11 protein-coding genes are annotated in these 17,440 nt (G+C 39.1%); 4 read left to right on the forward strand and 7 right to left on the reverse strand.

The window, feature by feature from the left end; translation table 11 throughout:
* Positions 1–98: 98 nt before the first annotated feature.
* Together IQ244_RS33130 and IQ244_RS30870 are read right to left on the reverse strand one after the other, a co-directional pair.
* Entirely contained in the window at positions 99–227 is a 129-nt protein-coding gene (locus IQ244_RS33130) for a hypothetical protein (protein WP_265578967.1), read from the reverse strand.
* An 83-nt stretch (positions 228–310) separates the two neighbouring features.
* On the reverse strand, positions 311–541 hold the full coding sequence (locus IQ244_RS30870; protein WP_228059264.1) for a hypothetical protein: 231 nt from the start codon (positions 539–541) through the stop codon (positions 311–313).
* 621 nt (positions 542–1,162) lie between these two features.
* On the opposite strand from IQ244_RS30870, the gene IQ244_RS30875 reads away from it, so the two are divergent.
* On the forward strand, positions 1,163–1,825 hold the full coding sequence (locus IQ244_RS30875; protein ID WP_193900499.1) for a tyrosine-type recombinase/integrase: 663 nt from the start codon (positions 1,163–1,165) through the stop codon (positions 1,823–1,825).
* A gap of 113 nt (positions 1,826–1,938) precedes the next feature.
* On the opposite strand, the gene IQ244_RS30880 is transcribed toward IQ244_RS30875, so the two are convergent.
* Positions 1,939–5,496: a DUF3854 domain-containing protein gene (locus IQ244_RS30880; protein ID WP_193900491.1), complete on the reverse strand. Its 3,558-nt coding sequence runs from the start codon at positions 5,494–5,496 to the stop codon at positions 1,939–1,941.
* Entirely contained in the window at positions 5,496–6,017 is a 522-nt protein-coding gene (locus IQ244_RS30885; RefSeq protein ID WP_193900492.1) for a hypothetical protein, read from the reverse strand. The genes IQ244_RS30880 and IQ244_RS30885 overlap by 1 nt, the downstream gene beginning before the upstream one ends.
* Before the next feature lie 1,326 nt (positions 6,018–7,343).
* Between IQ244_RS30885 and IQ244_RS30890 the strand changes: the two genes are divergently transcribed.
* The 3 genes from IQ244_RS30890 to IQ244_RS30900 all read left to right on the forward strand — a co-directional run bounded on the left by IQ244_RS30890 (position 7,344) and on the right by IQ244_RS30900 (position 11,696).
* A complete protein-coding gene (locus tag IQ244_RS30890) occupies positions 7,344–8,732 on the forward strand; it encodes an NB-ARC domain-containing protein (protein ID WP_193900493.1) in 1,389 nt (462 codons plus the stop codon).
* A gap of 36 nt (positions 8,733–8,768) precedes the next feature.
* Positions 8,769–10,598, forward strand: coding sequence for a protein kinase domain-containing protein (locus IQ244_RS30895; protein ID WP_193900494.1), 1,830 nt, complete (start codon positions 8,769–8,771; stop codon positions 10,596–10,598).
* Positions 10,599–10,709: 111 nt separating this feature from the next.
* Positions 10,710–11,696, forward strand: a complete 987-nt coding sequence (locus IQ244_RS30900; RefSeq protein ID WP_193900495.1) for a tetratricopeptide repeat protein — start codon at positions 10,710–10,712, stop codon at positions 11,694–11,696.
* On the opposite strand, the gene IQ244_RS30905 is transcribed toward IQ244_RS30900, so the two are convergent.
* The 3 genes from IQ244_RS30905 to IQ244_RS30915 are packed head-to-tail and all read right to left on the reverse strand — an operon-like array spanning position 11,654 to position 17,325.
* Positions 11,654–14,146 (reverse strand): CHAT domain-containing protein, encoded by a 2,493-nt coding sequence (locus tag IQ244_RS30905; protein ID WP_228059265.1) that lies wholly within the window; start codon positions 14,144–14,146, stop codon positions 11,654–11,656. The genes IQ244_RS30900 and IQ244_RS30905 overlap by 43 nt on opposite strands.
* Positions 14,143–16,563, reverse strand: a complete 2,421-nt coding sequence (locus tag IQ244_RS30910; RefSeq protein ID WP_193900496.1) for a filamentous hemagglutinin N-terminal domain-containing protein — start codon at positions 16,561–16,563, stop codon at positions 14,143–14,145. Before IQ244_RS30910 ends, IQ244_RS30905 begins: the two co-directional genes overlap by 4 nt.
* Positions 16,564–16,566: 3 nt before the next feature.
* Entirely contained in the window at positions 16,567–17,325 is a 759-nt protein-coding gene (locus IQ244_RS30915) for a hypothetical protein (protein WP_193900497.1), read from the reverse strand.
* Positions 17,326–17,440: the final 115 nt, after the last annotated feature.

Consider the following 17,440-nt stretch of genomic DNA (forward strand, 5'->3'; position numbering starts at 1 on the left):
TTTTAATAATGTAAGTTTTTTACGCACAATTACTTAATTGTATACTTAATCTTTATAAATTCTTCATATATGTTTAGAACATCTATTAAATATCTGTTTTAAAACCTAAAACCATCTAAAAATAAACCCTCAATTGCCTTTGTAAATCGACGGGACAGCTGTAGCGATTCTTGAGTTGGGCTTGTGGGTGTGGCGTTTTGGTTTTGGGTAATAGCAGGTTCAGTCATAAATACAATAGTAGTATGCTTGTATTGGTGATTTTAGCATTGCTGTGAGTTCTCCCAAAACTTGAGTAGCGTTTGCACCCGTGCTAAAACTCTATTTCACACCCTTCGACTAAGGAGTTATATGAAATCAATTCTTGGGTTTTGAGATGCGGCGGCAGAGAATCATCATCAAACGTCAAGGTAATAATATGAGTATTTTTGAGGCTCAAAGGTGATTTTCTCATTGAAGTGACAATGGCACTCATCCCATTTCTTGTGCCAATTAAATACGTCACCCTTTGCCCGATTTTGAGATCAGCGAGTGGAATAGCCATTGCTCATCACCTGTTTCCGCAAAAGCAAACTTTTAAGTTATCAATCTTTCTAATTATCCTGCATACCTTCCATCGATTATTCTCTGAAGCTAACCCTGGTGTTGTATAAAAAATGTACAGAAAATCATCTACAGTCAAGAAGAAGGGTGTGGGGTATAGGGTGTAGGGTGTAGAGAAGACGGCATTGGTGGGGGTTTCAAGCCCCCACCAATGCAATCGTCTTTAAAGACGGGGCTTGTATCCCTCTGGTTGTTGGGGCTGTTTCTTCCCCTACACCCTATACCCTGTATATACGCGTGTAGATAACTGTATAGAAAGTATTGCTCTGTCTTACTTGTAGGCAACATACTTTATAAGTAATGCGTATAGATGTGGTACAGAAAATATCTATACAGTAATAATTTATTTAAGTAGTTTGCTGACTGAGTAATTGTGGTGGGCAAGACAAAGGTGAGAATTTTAAATTAGTCCGCGACCCGACAGATAGGCGTTTTGACAGCGTGTAGAAAGCCAAGGCTTGCTTTAAGCTACTGACTAACACGATTACAAAATGACACTACCCACCGCGCACGGTACCTCATCAGCTGCATAATGAAGTATCGTAGGCATTCATTGACTGCATTGAAAATTGACCGACACGGGCAAGCGAAAATTCTTACCCAGGAGGAAATTCAGCGTCTGTTCTCCCCGGAAGTCACCACCGCACGCGACCGGGCGCTCTACGCTGTGATGCTGTTTACAGCGTGTCGAGTGAATGAAGCCGTCACTTTACGTAAGCGCGATGTCTACGATAAAAAGGGACGAGTACGACAAAAGATATTATTTCGGAAGGGCAACACGAAGAGAAAACTGGCGACTCGCTCAGTGCCGGTGATTGAAGATTTACGGTATTGGCTGCAAGACTACCACTCGCGAGAAGATAATGAGTGGCTATTTCCCGGCAATGAGTATGGCCCCCGTATAGATGACCATCTACACAAGGATTCTGCCATGTGGATATTGCGCCAAGCGTGTAATCGCATTGGCATTGAGGGAGTAAGTTCGCACAGTTTTAGGCGTACGGCATTAACTCAGATGAGTAATGCGGGAATCCCCTTAAGGGTAATTCAGGAAATTTCGGGACATCGTACCTTAGATGAGTTATACAAATACTTAGAAGTGAAGGATGAACAAGTATTAGGTGCTGTCTCTTCGCTTTCCATGCTATCGCCAACAAAACCAGATCACTTCGTCAAATCTGGTTTACACGAAGCTTCTGAAAAACTAGAGAAAACAAAGCGTTAAGTTCACTTAGCTGAAAAAAAAGCATTTGCCAAAAATCCCCACCTAATCAACGTAATATCACTCAAAACAGAGGTAAAAATTACCGCTACTAAGCAAGCAGTTGTGATAAGGCTTTACCCCTCCACAGGCAGCACATCCTCAGATAGCCAGTCATAAAACTGTGGAAATGCAAGCGTGATCTCCGGCAATTCATCCTGCGCTACAGCCTCCAGTTGGAACACTACCTCCCACCGCCAATCAGTAGCCCATCGCTTGAGAATTCCTTTGATAGCCTCGGCTCCTTTGGTAATACCAGAGCGAAGCATTTCTACACAGTGAAGTAGTGTAATTCTGTTATTTGGATCTGGTCGAGCCAGCGTAGTATCCGCCCCCTCAACTAAGGGATTTCCTATACCAATTATGGGGGGGGTGGATACGGGAAAAGAAACAGGCTCAACCACTTGTGAGGACTGGGTTTGAGCGTAATCAGTCCTTTGCTGTTGACGGTGAGCGATAACAGCGAGTGCAAAATCCAACTCTGGTTTAGAAAGTGAAAATAGTTTAACCTGCATTCCGCGAGGCCCAGATTTACGAAAAACTAAACTTAGCCCTAACTGCGCGACCAAAGTAGCCAGCAGCCAAATCGGTTGACAATCAGGCGGGACAGTAAAACCCAAAATTGCTTTGATGTGAGCAGCGCATTGTTTTGCGATGTGGGTCATATTTAATAGTTGTTCGTCGGCGGCAGTAATTTCTTCACCAGCTACTAACCTTTTGAGAATGTCGTGCAATCCTAAGTTGAATCTGGCCAGCCACTTGGCAGAGTAATTCCCCCAATCTGTACAGAAAGGTAATTTATTTCGCTCGGATAAATCTTTGGCACTGACAAATTCTGGGGGTGCGGGGTATTGTTGGTTAGTCCGAGAATCAACGATTGTCTCTTGGGATGAAGATAAGATGGCCTCTAAAGATGCGATCGCACTAATTAATTTACCACCGTTATCTTTCTCGACTAAAGATTCGGTGACTTCCATGCCGTAAGAGTCCCAAATCCTAAACTTCTCACACTCGTAAGCCTCATCGGGCGAAAGATAATCCTTACTTTGCCGTGCGCGGTACTCACTCTTGGAAATGGTATTGGCTTTGGCGACAGACTGATGATGAGCAGCATCCAGGGCATCAGCCGCATATTTTAAGGATTCCCAAGCCTCAACATCAAGATGATCTCCAGTTGGGACAATAGTATTGCCCATGTCGGACAACAGCGATCTTAGATCAGCCCGAAGATTGTTAATTGATTGATGGCGAGAAGCTTGAATTTGACAGTAAGCGTCTAATGCCCAATCTTTCTCAACCCCCCGCTTGCCTGTTTCCCGGTCGATTTTGATTAAGAAAGCAGTGATTTCATTAGTTTGAAGTATCCTTTCCTTGATTTTGGTGGGGTTAGTTTCTTTGTAACCGAAGGGTGGAGTAGGAGCTACCCACACATGAATTGGCACTTTGGGACGATAACGCCACAGCTGTTGAGCGCATTCGGTGGCAGTTTGGCTCACGGCATGAAACACACCGAATACTAAATCAAAATGATATTGTGAGATGTCTACACCAGTACCCAGACTAGGCGAAGTTAGAAGTACATCTATATTCTTGACAGCGTTGGTAATGTCTTTGATGAAAGCCACATTCTCATCACTGCCAGAATTGTCAGAATGTACAGACCAGATTCTGAGAGTAGGGTGTGGGGTGTGGGGTGTAGGGTGTAGTGTTCTTGGTGTCGAGTGTGGAGTGTAGGGTGTAGTATTAGAATCTTCCCTACCCCCTACACCCTGCCCCCTACACCCTGGTTCACCCTCTGGTATGGGGTCAGGTTCTAAAATCCTTACACTTAACATCCGTTCCAGTTTTTTGATGAACCGCTTTGAGTCAGACACCACCATGACTTTTTGATTCATCATGATTGCCGCCGAGATTTGCGCCACCAAAGCAGAAGAATCCATCCCTTCATACCAATAGATGGTGCGCTCTCCATTCTTCCATTCATTTTTGATAATGTATGGTTGTTCCCCAACGGGTCGCATGGACAGGAAAAAATCAATGGTGATGTCGTCCATGTGTGCGTCAGCGATGACAACCAAAGGCGCATTGTAGACAATATGTTCTAATACAGATAGTATGAGAGCGCGGTGTTCCTTGCAAGTATTACTGTGCAGTAGGTGTGTCAGGTATTGGCAAGTTTCGTCAATGAAAATGCAGCCATAAGCTAGGGCTTGGGTGTTTAACTTATATAAACTGTCGATGGTGATGCTCAATGCCTGTGCAGTAGCCATGCCAGCATAACCAAGGTCAGAATACATCAAGGTTTTCAAACGCTCTGCCAAGTTTTTCAGCAGATTCACCCGATGCCCGTTGTTGAGAAATCTTTGGTCTGGGTGAGCATCACGCCACCAACGCATTAACTCGGTTTTACCTGTTCCCATGTCAGAAATCAGTACCACTAACCCTGTTTTTGGGAAGACAATATAGTTAGGTTGTTTATTCTGTCTCAATTTTTTGAGCTTGTAGCGAATTTTTCCGCGAGTGCCTGGGGGGATTTCCTCTGGTGGTTTTGGCTGAGTCGGAAAATCAAAAGCTTCAAGTTGTTTTTCTCCTTGTAAGACACATACTGCCTGTGGTATGTTGATTGTTTCTTTGTCCTGAACTGCAACTGCCTGGGTTAAATATTTTGTATTGATCAGCGCATCTGGTCTATATTTTCTCAGTCCCCGGTGCTTGATGAGGAACGATTGCTGGTAATCCTTCAATGAGTGAGCATCATCTATAATTGCCGTCAGTAGTGCGTTAGCATCCTCACCTCTAGCAACCACAAAATCATCAACGCCTTTCTCCGTCCCTGGCAGTAGTGCCACCTCACTCCTACAGCCAACAGCCTCAATCGCTTTACCAGTCCTTACAGTTGCTTGGTAGACCGACCAACGAGTTTTTAGCTTCGTCTCGTAGTCAAACAGGATCTGGAATTTTCGCCCCGGTTGCGCCAGTGGTAGTAAGTCTGGATGCAGCCTTTCATCGAAATCCTTTTTGCCTACTCGTCCATTCCAAATTCCCGGTAGTGCGATCGCCACAAACCCCAGACTTAGCAAACAGGCCGCCTTTTTCTCCCCTTCGCAGAGAATAATCGGGATCTCTGGATGAGAGATTACCCATTCCCAGAACCGGAGCAAGCTGAACCTATCTTGTAAGCGTCGGGCTAACGGTGAATCATAGCGTTTGATGTTGTACCGCAGCGCTACCAGCTTCCAGATACAATCGGCAATATCAAAATAAGTGACACGGTTCGGGACTTTTGGGGGCGACTCATACTTAACCGACTTACCTTTAAGCCAATCAATGCGAGGGTTTGTCGGCTTGATGCGCCCCCACTCCATTGGTCGCCAGTCATTGTATGGGTCAAGTGAAGCAATCCACATTCCCCCTGCCATTAAATGCAGATATAACTTCAACAGCCCATCCGTCACTCGCCCAGCGTTTTTCCTGGGGAGTGTAGGAGAGATGAACAGATATTGGTAAACTGTTTCTCCTTCAATATGGAAGAAGTTGCGCTCAATTAGTGCCGGATGAATGGCACTGCCCACAGTCAGTTCATGATACTCTGCTGCGGTGAGATTGTTGGGATATTCAATTGGAGGTTGGCTCATTAAATGTAGCCCCCAACCCTAGCATAAGCTTTTGAATTTGGCTTGACGGCATTGGAGTTGGGCTTTGCTATGGAGAAATTTGTTTGTGAGTTCTGCCTCCAGCACTCTTGCACAAACAAAATATGGGTACTGAACATTTCCCCAGTTTCTATGACTGTGCCAAACACAAAATCTTGCCAGGGTGCAACTAATAGCAACACTTCTGCAACAGGATCTAAATCTGGCAGGGTACTGGCTAGATGATTCTGTTTAATCAATATCTGCCGATAGTCATTTGTGTTCTCGGCAGCCAGCGCAACTGCTTCCTTGCACAGGTGCATACTATTTTCTTGATGCCATAACCAATCCACTCTTTGTAATACTGTGGTTCTGGCTAAAACATTTTTAAACCGTGTTTCTAAAAACGAACTTATCAGTATTTCTTTCCATTGCCCATTCTGGCTGTCTGCGTATGGTACAGTTACCACTCCTGACAGTCTCACCCTGATCCCCTCTTGTATTGGGCGATCGCAATTTTTCATGATAGATTCCCCTCACTGTTTCATTTACAAGGTTCAGAGGGGGGTTATCCAGAATTAAAACTCAGTCAGCTAGAATTACTAAAACTTTGATCGCTACTATATGTGCGATCGCACTTCGTGTGTCTATGTCCTAAATTTCAAGAAGTGATAGTCTTGCAATGAAAATAGACCCATGAGCAAATCTGGCTCTGGTTTCTGAACTCTAGATTGATCTTGACTACGCTGCTCTTTACAAAAATTTACTTAAAAGAAATATAAATTTTTTGCCAAAATGCCAAAAACGTTCAGCAGAAACTAGCTTCACGTATACCTTTGTTCTATAATGGCATAAGTAAAGCAGCGTGGGCATCTTTTGACAAGTTAGTGGATAACAGCGACCAAACTATTCCCCACTTTCTACGTCATATCCTGATCAACCCCGCTCTAAAAATAGAATATTTTGTTGTTCAACTTCAGGCAAAGCGATACTCCTTAGTACGTTTTGCCTACATTTTTATATGTGCCTTGTTTTCCTCCGCTTCTGGTTAGACGCATCGACAAGCTCGATCTTACAAAACTTCGCGTATTTTCGCATCTAGTAAGATTTTGATTGTTTACTCCCGTTACCTCCGTTTTGATGAATTTTTGTAAAGTTTGCCCTATTCGTTGAAAGCTTTTCTCAAGGCATCCTAAGTAAGGCAGTTAGTTACTTTTGATTAAATCGCTATAACTCTCTTCAGCAAGAAATCTATTGGAATTTTTCATACATAAACCCCTTGACGCAAAAACTCTTGAGGCTGTCAAAGAACTCGACAAAATAGTATTTCTTCGCTCTAGGAATATTTTTGATTTTTTGATCAAGCGCAGCTAATTATTACATTTTGTTTTTTAATTTTTATCTCACCTCCAGATTTTGCTTGTGTGCTTAGGTTTGATTACATATAGCTGATTGCTTGATATCCTACTAATCAAGAATAGTATCATATACACCTATTCAAGTTCAAACTTTTAGGCTTAAACTTGGCAGTATAGGGATACATTAACAATTCTGGCTAGAAAAATCTACAGGCAAATACGATTAATCAAACAGGTTGTTGCTGCAAAAAGTTACACTTATTAATAAACAATTAACATGAGCAATTATTTTTACATACATTGGCTAAGTAAGCTTATCAAAAGAAAGAATTGGCAATTTGCAGAGTATTATATGCTACATAATATATTCCAAGTAAAGAAAGTCTTATTCCAGGAAAAATAGATACTACCAGTCTCTAAATGGAGAATAATTAAGGTTTATTAAATAAAAGTTCAAACTTTTCTTTGAAATCAAACACATAGAGATAACTTATGGAAGTTAAAGAAGCGATTAGATTTATAAATGAATTGGTGTATGCAAAGCAAGGAAGATGGCTAGAAGAACCGGAAAAAATTGTTATTAAGGCAGCTTGGTTAGACCTAGAGTACAAAGAGATAGCAGATAATAGCCCCTATGGATTTGAGATATTACAGCGTCGTGTAGCTCCAAGCTTGTGGGTATTATTGACAGGAATTTTAGGAAATGGGGAAAAAGTTACAAAAAAGAAGCTTAAGGCGATTGTAGAACAACAAAACCATAACAAGCTTAGTAATACTAAGTCTGATTTTAAATTTTTAGATATTTTAGGAGGTAATCCCCCGGAAGTCGCTAAATTTTATGGTAGAAGTCCAGAATTAGCAATGCTGCAAGAGTTAGTCATTCGGGAAAAATGCGTGGCAGTTATAGGAGAAGCAGGAATTGGCAAGAGCGCATTAGTAGTTAAGTTACTTCAAGCTTTGGATATTCAAGATTGTTATTTCAATGGTTTTATTTGGAAATCTATTGCCTACAGCCCCTCTTTGTCTAGTTTAGTTACTGAATTTCTTAAATTAATATCGGAACTAGAAAATCAAAATTTTGATATCCCTAAAAGTAGTGAAGATAAAATAACGCTATTAATTGAGCGATTAAGATTAAAACCTTATTTAATAATTTTAGATTCAGCAGAGGCTTTACTACAAGGAGATAGAAATAAAAGTCCTAATCCTTATGGAGATGAATATATAGAGTATGGAACATTCTTTAGAAGAATTGTAGAAGCACAACATCAAAGTTCTTTAGTATTAATTAGCAGAAAACCATTTGTTGATATTACACGTTTACAAAATAAGGGGCAATCTGCTGTTGTGCTGAAAATTGAAGGATTGCGTAGAGACGCATTTGAAATTTTGCGCGATAAAGGATTAAAAGATGAACATAAATGGGGAGAATTAGTACAAATATATCATGGAAACCCTTTAGTTTTAAATATTGTTGCAAGTAAAATAAAACTATTTTTTAATAATAGTGTAGAAGATTTTCTTGCTTTGAATACAGTTTTATTAGATGATATTGTAAAAGAGAACTTAGACGATTACTTTAAAGGTATAGGGAGACTAACAATTTTAGAAAAAGAAATTGTAATTTCGTTAGTTGAAGAAATGGAAAATAAACAGATTGATTTAATTTCAAATACCGAATTGTTAAATTTGTTAAAAACAAAGGGAATAAGAGTAAGTACATCTGATTTTATTGATGCTATCAATGCCTTAATTGAACGCTTTTTAGTTGAGCAAATACTAAATAATCAAGAGGAGTTAATGTTATATATACAGCCTGTAATTAAGAAATATATTTATACATATTGCCATCAGAAGCAAGGGAAATTTTCAATAATTTAATCAGTATAATACAAAAATAAAAGTAAAGTTAAATGTGTGGCTTACTGTATTAATCCTAGTTGTAAACATCGTCAAAATCCAGACGATGTTCAAAAGTGTTTAAATTGTGGAACAGAATTACTAATAGACGAGCGATTCCGTCTATTAAAACCATTGCGCTCTTTGAATTCTCGTCATAATACAGAAATTTTTGAGGCGGAAGAGAATGGTAAGCGCAAGGTAATGAAAGTTTTAAAGTCTTCAGATCCTAAAGCAGTTGAGTTGCTGGAGCGAGAAACGCTGACCCTGCAATTATTTGCTCATCCAGGGATTCCTAGAGTGGTAGATGATGTAATTAGTGTGACCCCCAATAATAGCACTCTTGAACTGCATTGTTTAGTAATGCAGTTCATTGAGGGTCAGGATTTAGAGAAATGGGTAGAAGAAAACGGGAAAATCTCTCAAGAACTAGCAATAGGTTGGTTGAAGCAGCTAGTAGAAATTATTGATGAAGTGCATAGAACAGGATATTTTCATCGAGATATTAAACCTTCTAATATAATTTTGCAACCGAATGGACAGTTGGTTCTAGTTGACTTTGGCGGAGTAAGAGAAGTAACAAATACTTATTTAGCGAAAGTCAGTGGAGTGGGTGGAAACGATATAGGATTGGGTGGAAATTATGAAATTACCGTACTTTACAGTGCTGGATACACACCTTTGGAGCAAATAAACGGTCAGGCAGTACCACAATCAGATTTCTATGCCTTGGGAAGGACTTTTGCATACTTAGTAACAGGGATAGGATTAACTAACTTGCCAACAGATCAAGAAACAACAAGGTTGATCTGGAGAAATAAAGCCCCACAAATTGAGAAACCTTTAGCTGACTTGTTAGATGATATGATGGCTCCAGCCCCAGGGAAGCGTCCGGCAGCAGCTAAATTTATATTGCAAAGATTAGATAATTTGGAGATCCAATCCAAAATCTATCGAATTGTCAAAACACCAATATTTAAACTTAGTGCCAGTATTTTATTTATATTAAGCTTGTTGGGTATAAGCTATCTATCATTACCGTTAGTAGCAAATCATTACTTAGAGCAAGGAAAGAAAGCTCAAAAAGAAAATAGGTTATCTGAAGCTGAAAATCAATTTCAGTTAGCAGTAAAACTGAAACCTAATACAAGGCAAGTAATCTCGCAATATTATTTAGAACAAGCAGATAGAAGAAATATTCCTTTAACTGACTCTAGAAAGTATTACGAATTAGCGATTAAATATAATCCAAAGAATGATGTAGCTTATAATAACTTAGCATTATTATGTCAGCAATTACATGATATTGCTTGTGTAGAGAAGAACTATCAAATATTATTTAAGCTGAAACCTAATTCATGGACAGGACACTATGGATTAGGAAGTTTTTATGATGATAACGGTGAATATAAATTGGCTATTGAGCAATATCAGTTAGCAATAGAAAGCAGTGAAGAAGCGGTATATGCAATTAGTAATTTAGCAAGATTACAAGTTATAGAAGGGAAATATGATAAAGCAATTGCTTTAGTTGTACAGGGATTAAAGAAAACTCAAGAAACTGAATTGCAAGCAGCTTTATATAAAACTTGGGGTTGGGCGGAATTAGAGCAAAAGAATTATGCTCAAGCTAAAAAATATTTAGAAAAGTCAAGACAATTATACCCAAGAACAGATACTTATTGTCTACTAGCACAAGTGCAAGAAAAAAATAATGCGGCTCAAGATGCACGACTTTCATGGGAGGCGTGTTTATTGGCACAGTCAAGCTTGCCAGAGGTTCAGCAATGGCGACAACAATTTTTAGATCGTACTTTGGGAAAAGTTGTACCGAAGTCTTCTCCTTAAACTTAAAAGTTGTTCTTGAGTTCATGTAAGCTAACAGTTGAAGGTAGCTAAACGAGAAAATTAATGTTCCTGGGATTACTCACCCAAAAATTTGTCAAGGCTAGAGTTTCAATGGTTTCATTAGTGTTGATGACTCTAAATTGTTCCGTAGCAATGGGTCAACCTCAACCAATAGCAAAGGATTCCTGTACTAATTCAATAGCGAGAATTTACAACGAGGGAGATCGCTATTTACCCAAAGGCAGTTTACTTTGCCCAGGAGATCGTATTAATCCCAAAAGAATTGGAGGTAAAGTTGAGGTTTTATGTTTTTTGAATGGGAGAATATTGCAACTACCAAGTGGTTCGATATCGGATGCACCTGATAAGTGTAGGCAAGCAACTCCAGGAAGCAAGAAAAGATGTACATTCCAAACTCCACAAGATTGTCCAAAATTTAAAGGCCCTGGCGAAGTTGGAAATGAGCCAATCATCCTGAGTCCTTATGGCAGTGTATTACTTAGCCAAAGACCTGTATTGTCTTGGTATTCAGTAAAAGGAGCAACCAGCTATAAAGTTTATGTCACAGGCTACAATCTTGATTGGCAGTTAGAAACGAATAACACCACCTTACCGTATCCACAAGACCAACCAGAGTTTCAGTATGGCATCGTTTACAAAATTACTGTACTTGCCAGAAAACCACAACAAACAACTAGTTCGATACCCTCAGTGGTGTATATGCTTTCACAAAGTGACGCACAGGAAACCTTAGAAAAAATCAAAAAAGTGAAAGAACTGGGCTTACCACCAGATGAAGCGGCTCTACTCGACCTAGATGCTGTGTATATGGAAAAGAGTCTATTACACCAGACAATCGAAACTATGAATGAAAGAGTAGCAGCCGGTAGTCAAAACCCAACTCTTTATCGAGTATTAGGCGATCGCTACTTGGAAGCATGGCTACCACAAGAAGCAGAAACTGCATACCAAAAAGCGATTGAATTAGCGCAAAGTAGTCGCAATGCTAGAGAGTTAGAAACCGCGCAAGAACACTTAAGAGTGCTAAAAGAAACTCAAAGCCAGCCGCCCACTAGTATAAAACCTGACCAAAAGTAGGGGTGATTATATTTGGGATCGTTCAGCAAACTTAACTGTGCAAGTCTAAGTGCTTCGGCTTTCGGAATGCCATTTTTTAAACTTTGATAAAAAACCCTCATCAGTTGAACAGTGGAGACAGCATCTACTTGCCATAAGGTCGCAACTGTACTTCTGGCTCCGGCCTGTGCCGCTACACCTGCAATCCCTAATGCTGCTCTCTTGTTGCCTTTAGCCGTTTGACAAGCACTGAGAACCAATAACTCAATCGGGTCTTGATTTTGTTGAGTTTTTAGCCAACCATTAAATTGTTGAATATCGATAGGCTTGTCCCAGGCTAACAAGACTGTGCGTTGAGGATCAGAACTAAATTGACCGTGGGTTGTTAGGTGAACAATCGGGAAATTTGCTGTTGTTAGTTCTTGCTGTAATCTTTTGCTAGTAAACTTTTCATTCAGCAACTTAGTTGAAGATTTAGTTTTTTGATTAATTTCAGCTACTTCTTGTTCCACCTCTAGCAAGGCTTGCAAACCTTCGGGTGCATTTGGGGCATAGAAGCTTGGGCTAACTTTAGAAAGTCCGGCAATTAAAGCTTTTAGCTCTTGGTTAGACAAAGCTTTTAAAGGTCGAATTTTTGAGCCTAGAGTTACTGCCATACTATAGTGCTTGATTAAATAATCCTGTCCATCGTGCAGCAATGCCAAAGGTATACTCTGAAAAGAAGTGTCCAAACTAAATACCAGTGTTCCTGATGAAGGCAAATATTTTTTGATAGGTGCAAACAGCAACTGGTAAAGGGCTTGAGATTCGGAAATGATAATGTCTTTTTCAATAGCAGCTAATCTCTCGTCTTGTAGACTCAACAACAAATTGTTGACATGAGATTGAACCAGCTTTGAACTAGTAACGTAGTGATGAAGGGAATGATTAGGAGATTGAACAATAATTAATACTAAATCATTAAGGTTAATGATTTTAATTAATGTAGTATTACTAGATATCTTAACTTTATCCAAAGAGATTAAATCTAGCTTTCTGCACTGAAGAAAATTTTCTAGTTGTGTTAGTTGAAGTTGGTCATCTGTTTGTTGAATTAACCTTAAATTAGGAAACTGACCGTTCAACAACAATCGCATATAATTTCGATATATAGGTTCAACAGTCTCTTGAAGCGAAAATTGCAAATCTGCATTTATTGTCCCTAGATCATCTCGAATTCGTTGATAGCTTTTAATTGTGGCTTCATAAAAATGAAGAGCTTTTTCATATTGCTTATAGTTATTATAGAAAATACCTAATTCTTTTTGCCATTGATAAGCGAGTTCTAAATCTTGAATCGATTGTGCAATACTAAGAGCTTGTAACCAAAGATATTCAGCTTTTTTCGGTTGTAATCTACCTAAAACTCCTAAACTATAGGATTGCATTCTTTGGTGATTTATATGTTTAGCTAATTCAAAGGCTGATTGGGCAACTTCAATAGCGGTAGTATGTAACTGCTCGTCTGAGATTTGAGCTAAACTATTAGCGAAGTTTATTTGAAAATGAATTGATTGATTGGCAGGTAATTCATTAAATAATGCAATATTTTGTATTATTAGCTTGATTAATGATTGAAGTTGCGGCTGAATTTGAGCTTGGGTTTCTACCAACCGTTGATTTTTTGATTTAACTGCTACTTTTAGCCATTGGGAGAAATCTATTAAAAGTTTTACATTGTTTAATTGTGATTGTAACTTTAAAGAAATGCTGGCTGTTTTATTAACATTTATTTGTTGAAATATTTTTAGAGAGCTTAAGGCAGAATCTATAAGAAAATCACTTAACTTATCTTGAAAATCAGGCTCTTCTATTTCCGAATATTTATTTCTCAATTGGTTATAGTAAGCCTGTTCTGTAATTCCTAAAGAAAGCAAAACATTATTATTATCAAAAATTGGTGATTGCTGGGCAGACTCTAAAATTTTTTGTAAAACTATTTTTGATTCTGATAGTTTGCCCAACTGACGCAGTACATCCCCCAAATTATGCAATGCTAACAAGTAAATTGGTTGGGAATTGAGGCGTTCAACTATGTCAAAACGATTATTAATAGAATCGTTTGGCTGTTGTGGCTCACAAATCCAGCTTTGGGTAACAGAATTGATGGCTTCTAGAAGTGTCTTGCAAGCACGAGGATACATACCTAGAGCTTGCAAAGCTATATTTTGATTAATTAAACTTCCGATAATGTCTTCCTGAGATTTTAGTTTTTGGTAAATTATAGTTGCTTTCTTGAAACTATCAAGTGCTTCTGTTGCTTGCCCTAAATCTAATTGTTCATTACCTTTACTTATCAAGAATTGTGCTTGACTTAGTTGCATTTCTGGAGTTACAGCAAACCCTGATATTACAAATGATTGGCTAACACTAATTAATAACCCTAATGCACCTATTAATAGGTACTTAAATAAACGACGAAGTTTAATCATTGAGTTACTGAAATTTTAGTATGACAGGTTGGCTCAGAAAAAGCGGTATTAACTGTTGTGTTAGCTTGGGCAACTAAGGTTACTGTGCCGTCATTATTAAATTGCCAACCTTGGGCGGGAATGATTTTGGTAGTTGAGAACTTTGGTTCGTCGAAATTATTGATAGTTGAGGCAGTGTTTGAAACTCTAGGTTGCCAAGTAGGATTTATATATGCAGATTCTAATGGGCTAGATGGTAAACCACCTTTACCAGTTATGACAAATCTATTTTCTGCACCAGCCTTTCCTGGGCAAACTGATGCTATTTCTGGGGTTGATTTAGGTAATTCTAGTTGAGCATTAACCAGTTCTGATTGAGTTCGGGAGACATTTGTTTCAACATTACCATCAATGCCTTGTTGCGAAGATGCTGTAACCAGACTGTTAGGAGATAGAAAAAGTCCTTGGGTGTTAATTCTAATATTGCCACCTCTGCCCTGAAAAGCATCCGCTGTAATGCGGCTGTTATTGAAACCAGCGATGACATCAGCATTGATTCTGATGTTGCCGCCGTTGCCATTCGTACCTTGTTGGCCAGCCGTGGCAGAGATATTGCCATTATTTAGTTGAACGAGCTTTGACTCAATGCCAATATTTCCACCTTCGGCGATCGCGGTGGTGGCTGTAATACCTCCGCCATTGGAAATGGCGATTTTATTTGCAGTTATATTGATGTTTCCTGCATTACCAGAGCCATCATTTTGAACATTAATAAGACCACCGTTGCTTATATTTAAATTTGGAGTGTTAATGGTTATATCTCCAGAGTTTCCAGTTGGTATAGATGGAACTCTGAGTTGTTGTTGCAATGGTTGAGCTAGAACAATAGCTGAGGAATCAACTAGAGAAGGAGTGATTGAACCCAGTCCTACACCGTCAATTACTACGAAGTCAGAAGCGTTGATAGTTACACTCCCCGCATTACCAGAGGCAGTAGTGGAAGAAGCAACGGCTCCTCCATTTTCCAGACGCAATCTTGATGAATTTACGACTACTTGTCCCGCATTACCAGTGCTAAAAGTTGCCGCGTTAATAGTGCTAGGAGTTAGTAATCCAGGCACAACGCCAGTAAGAGTAACATCAGCAGCGTTGACACTTACATTTCCTCCAGAGCCACCGCCGAAAGTTGCAGATCCTATTTGAATCCCGTTAATTCCGACTAATTGATTTGTGGTGACTCTCAGATTACCTGCATCTCCAGCACCAAAAGTAGCAGCACTAATATTACTAAACAAGTTGGGATAAAGGAGTGAAAATCCAATGACCTGCACTGAATCAAAAGCATTAACGGTCGAATTACCGCCTCTGCCTTTGCCGAAAGTTCTAGGAAGTAATTGTCCCCCATCTTGAACGATAATTCTTTTGGCGGAAATGGTAATATCTCCACCACTACCGTTGGTTAAGGTTTCTGTTAGCAAGGTGCTGGCAATTCTGCCATTTGGGGCTGTACCAGATACTTTCAGCAGATCAGAAGCGTTTACATTTATTCCACCTGATGATTGCCCACCTTGATTTTGAATGAAAATTGCCGAGCCATCACTTATGTCTATTGTCTTTCCTTGTACCTGTATAGAACCACCAGGAATGCCACTAGCATCTACTAAAGCTTGACGTGATAACTCAATATCTTGAAAATCTTGTATACCTTGGTAATTTAAATCCCAATCTGAAGCAAGAGTAACCAATCCACTCCCAACACTTCCAATTTCAACGCGTCCAGCCTTCAAAATTCCACCATCTAAAACAACCTTACTACCCACAATTCCTAATGTTTTTCCTGGTTGCACTTGTAATCCTAATGAATTATTCAGCCCTAAGATGGGCGTAAATATTGGATTGATTAGAGTATGTCCATTTCCTTGTACTCTTATTGCACCAGAATTATTCTCAAAGTTCAAGCCAATAGGTGCGCTGATCGTTAACAAAGGCGGATTTTGCAATGCAGTAGTAGTGAAAAAAGTCCCATCAATAAATTTAAGTCCATTAGCAGTGGTAGCTAAAAACGAACCACCAATATTTAATCGTGCATTCTGACCCAATATAATTCCATTAGTGTTAATCAGAATTAAATTAGCAGTTCCATTCGCGGTGATTAAACCATTGATATTAGAAACTTTTCCACCTGTAACACGAGTGATTATATTTTCAATATTTAAGTTATTTTTAAAAATAACTGTATCTGTATTTTCAACAGAAAAATCTTGGAAACTATGAAATAAATTAGTCCCCCGTGTAGCCCCTCCAGAAATTGTGTTAATTTTATCGTTTTGTCTAACAATAGAATTTTCAATTCCTAATGTAGAATCTGGAATAATTTGAGCTAAGACTGGGCTACTAGTTAAACAGCTTAAAATCCCAATAACTAATAGATTTCTCATAAATTAGCCAAAAGTTGCTTGCAGAATTCCCAGAATAGTTGGGATATCTAGACTGTCAATTCCTTGTGCTAAACCCGTAATATTGCATACACAAGTTTCACAATCAATTTCATCTCTCAAAACACATTTGCCTACATTCTTACCTTCAAAATTTAGGCTTTCAACTCGCCTAGCTACAGAGCAAGCTGATGAATCGCGAATAATATATTTTTCATTAAATAAAAATTCATTAACCTTTGGCTGGTTAAATGGAAATAGCTCCCATCCATACTTTTGAGCGCAAGATTCAATCAATTCTTTGAGTCTTTGCCTATCTTGAATTTGAAGTGTAACAGGGTCACTTTTATCTTTAGTAGCTGCGCCAGAAACAACAATACCTCGCAACTTTTTGACATCTTTTACTAACCAATCAACAGCATCAACAAAGTATTCTATTGATTGCCGTGTGAGAGTTATGTGTACATAAGCTCCACGCTCTGATTCATTGATATTTTTGACAATGGCCGCAGCCATTCCTGTTAAAGTTCCGTAACGGCTCTTAGCAAAAAAACCTAAAGGATCTCTGGATTTATTATGGTATTCAGGAGTACCGTCAATACTGACAAAAACAACAGCTGAATTAGGAAGTTTAGGAAGTTTAGCTGCACCATTAGTAACGACCCAGACCACAGGAAATAGCTCGGCGGCTCGTTGTATTGCTCTTGGAGCTAATGCTGTTTCTCCACCTACGACTGTAACGTGAACAATACCGGGAGCATCCACTTTTGGCAGAAATACTCAAATAGCAAGTAAACCATTAAGATAAGCACAACGAACAGAGAGGATGTGATTAACACTCTCAACATTCCACTGTGCGCCAGAAATTTTTATCCTAGCG

It is taken from the genome of Nostoc sp. LEGE 06077, assembly GCF_015207705.1.
Taxonomy (GTDB): Bacteria; Cyanobacteriota; Cyanobacteriia; order Cyanobacteriales; family Nostocaceae; genus Nostoc_B.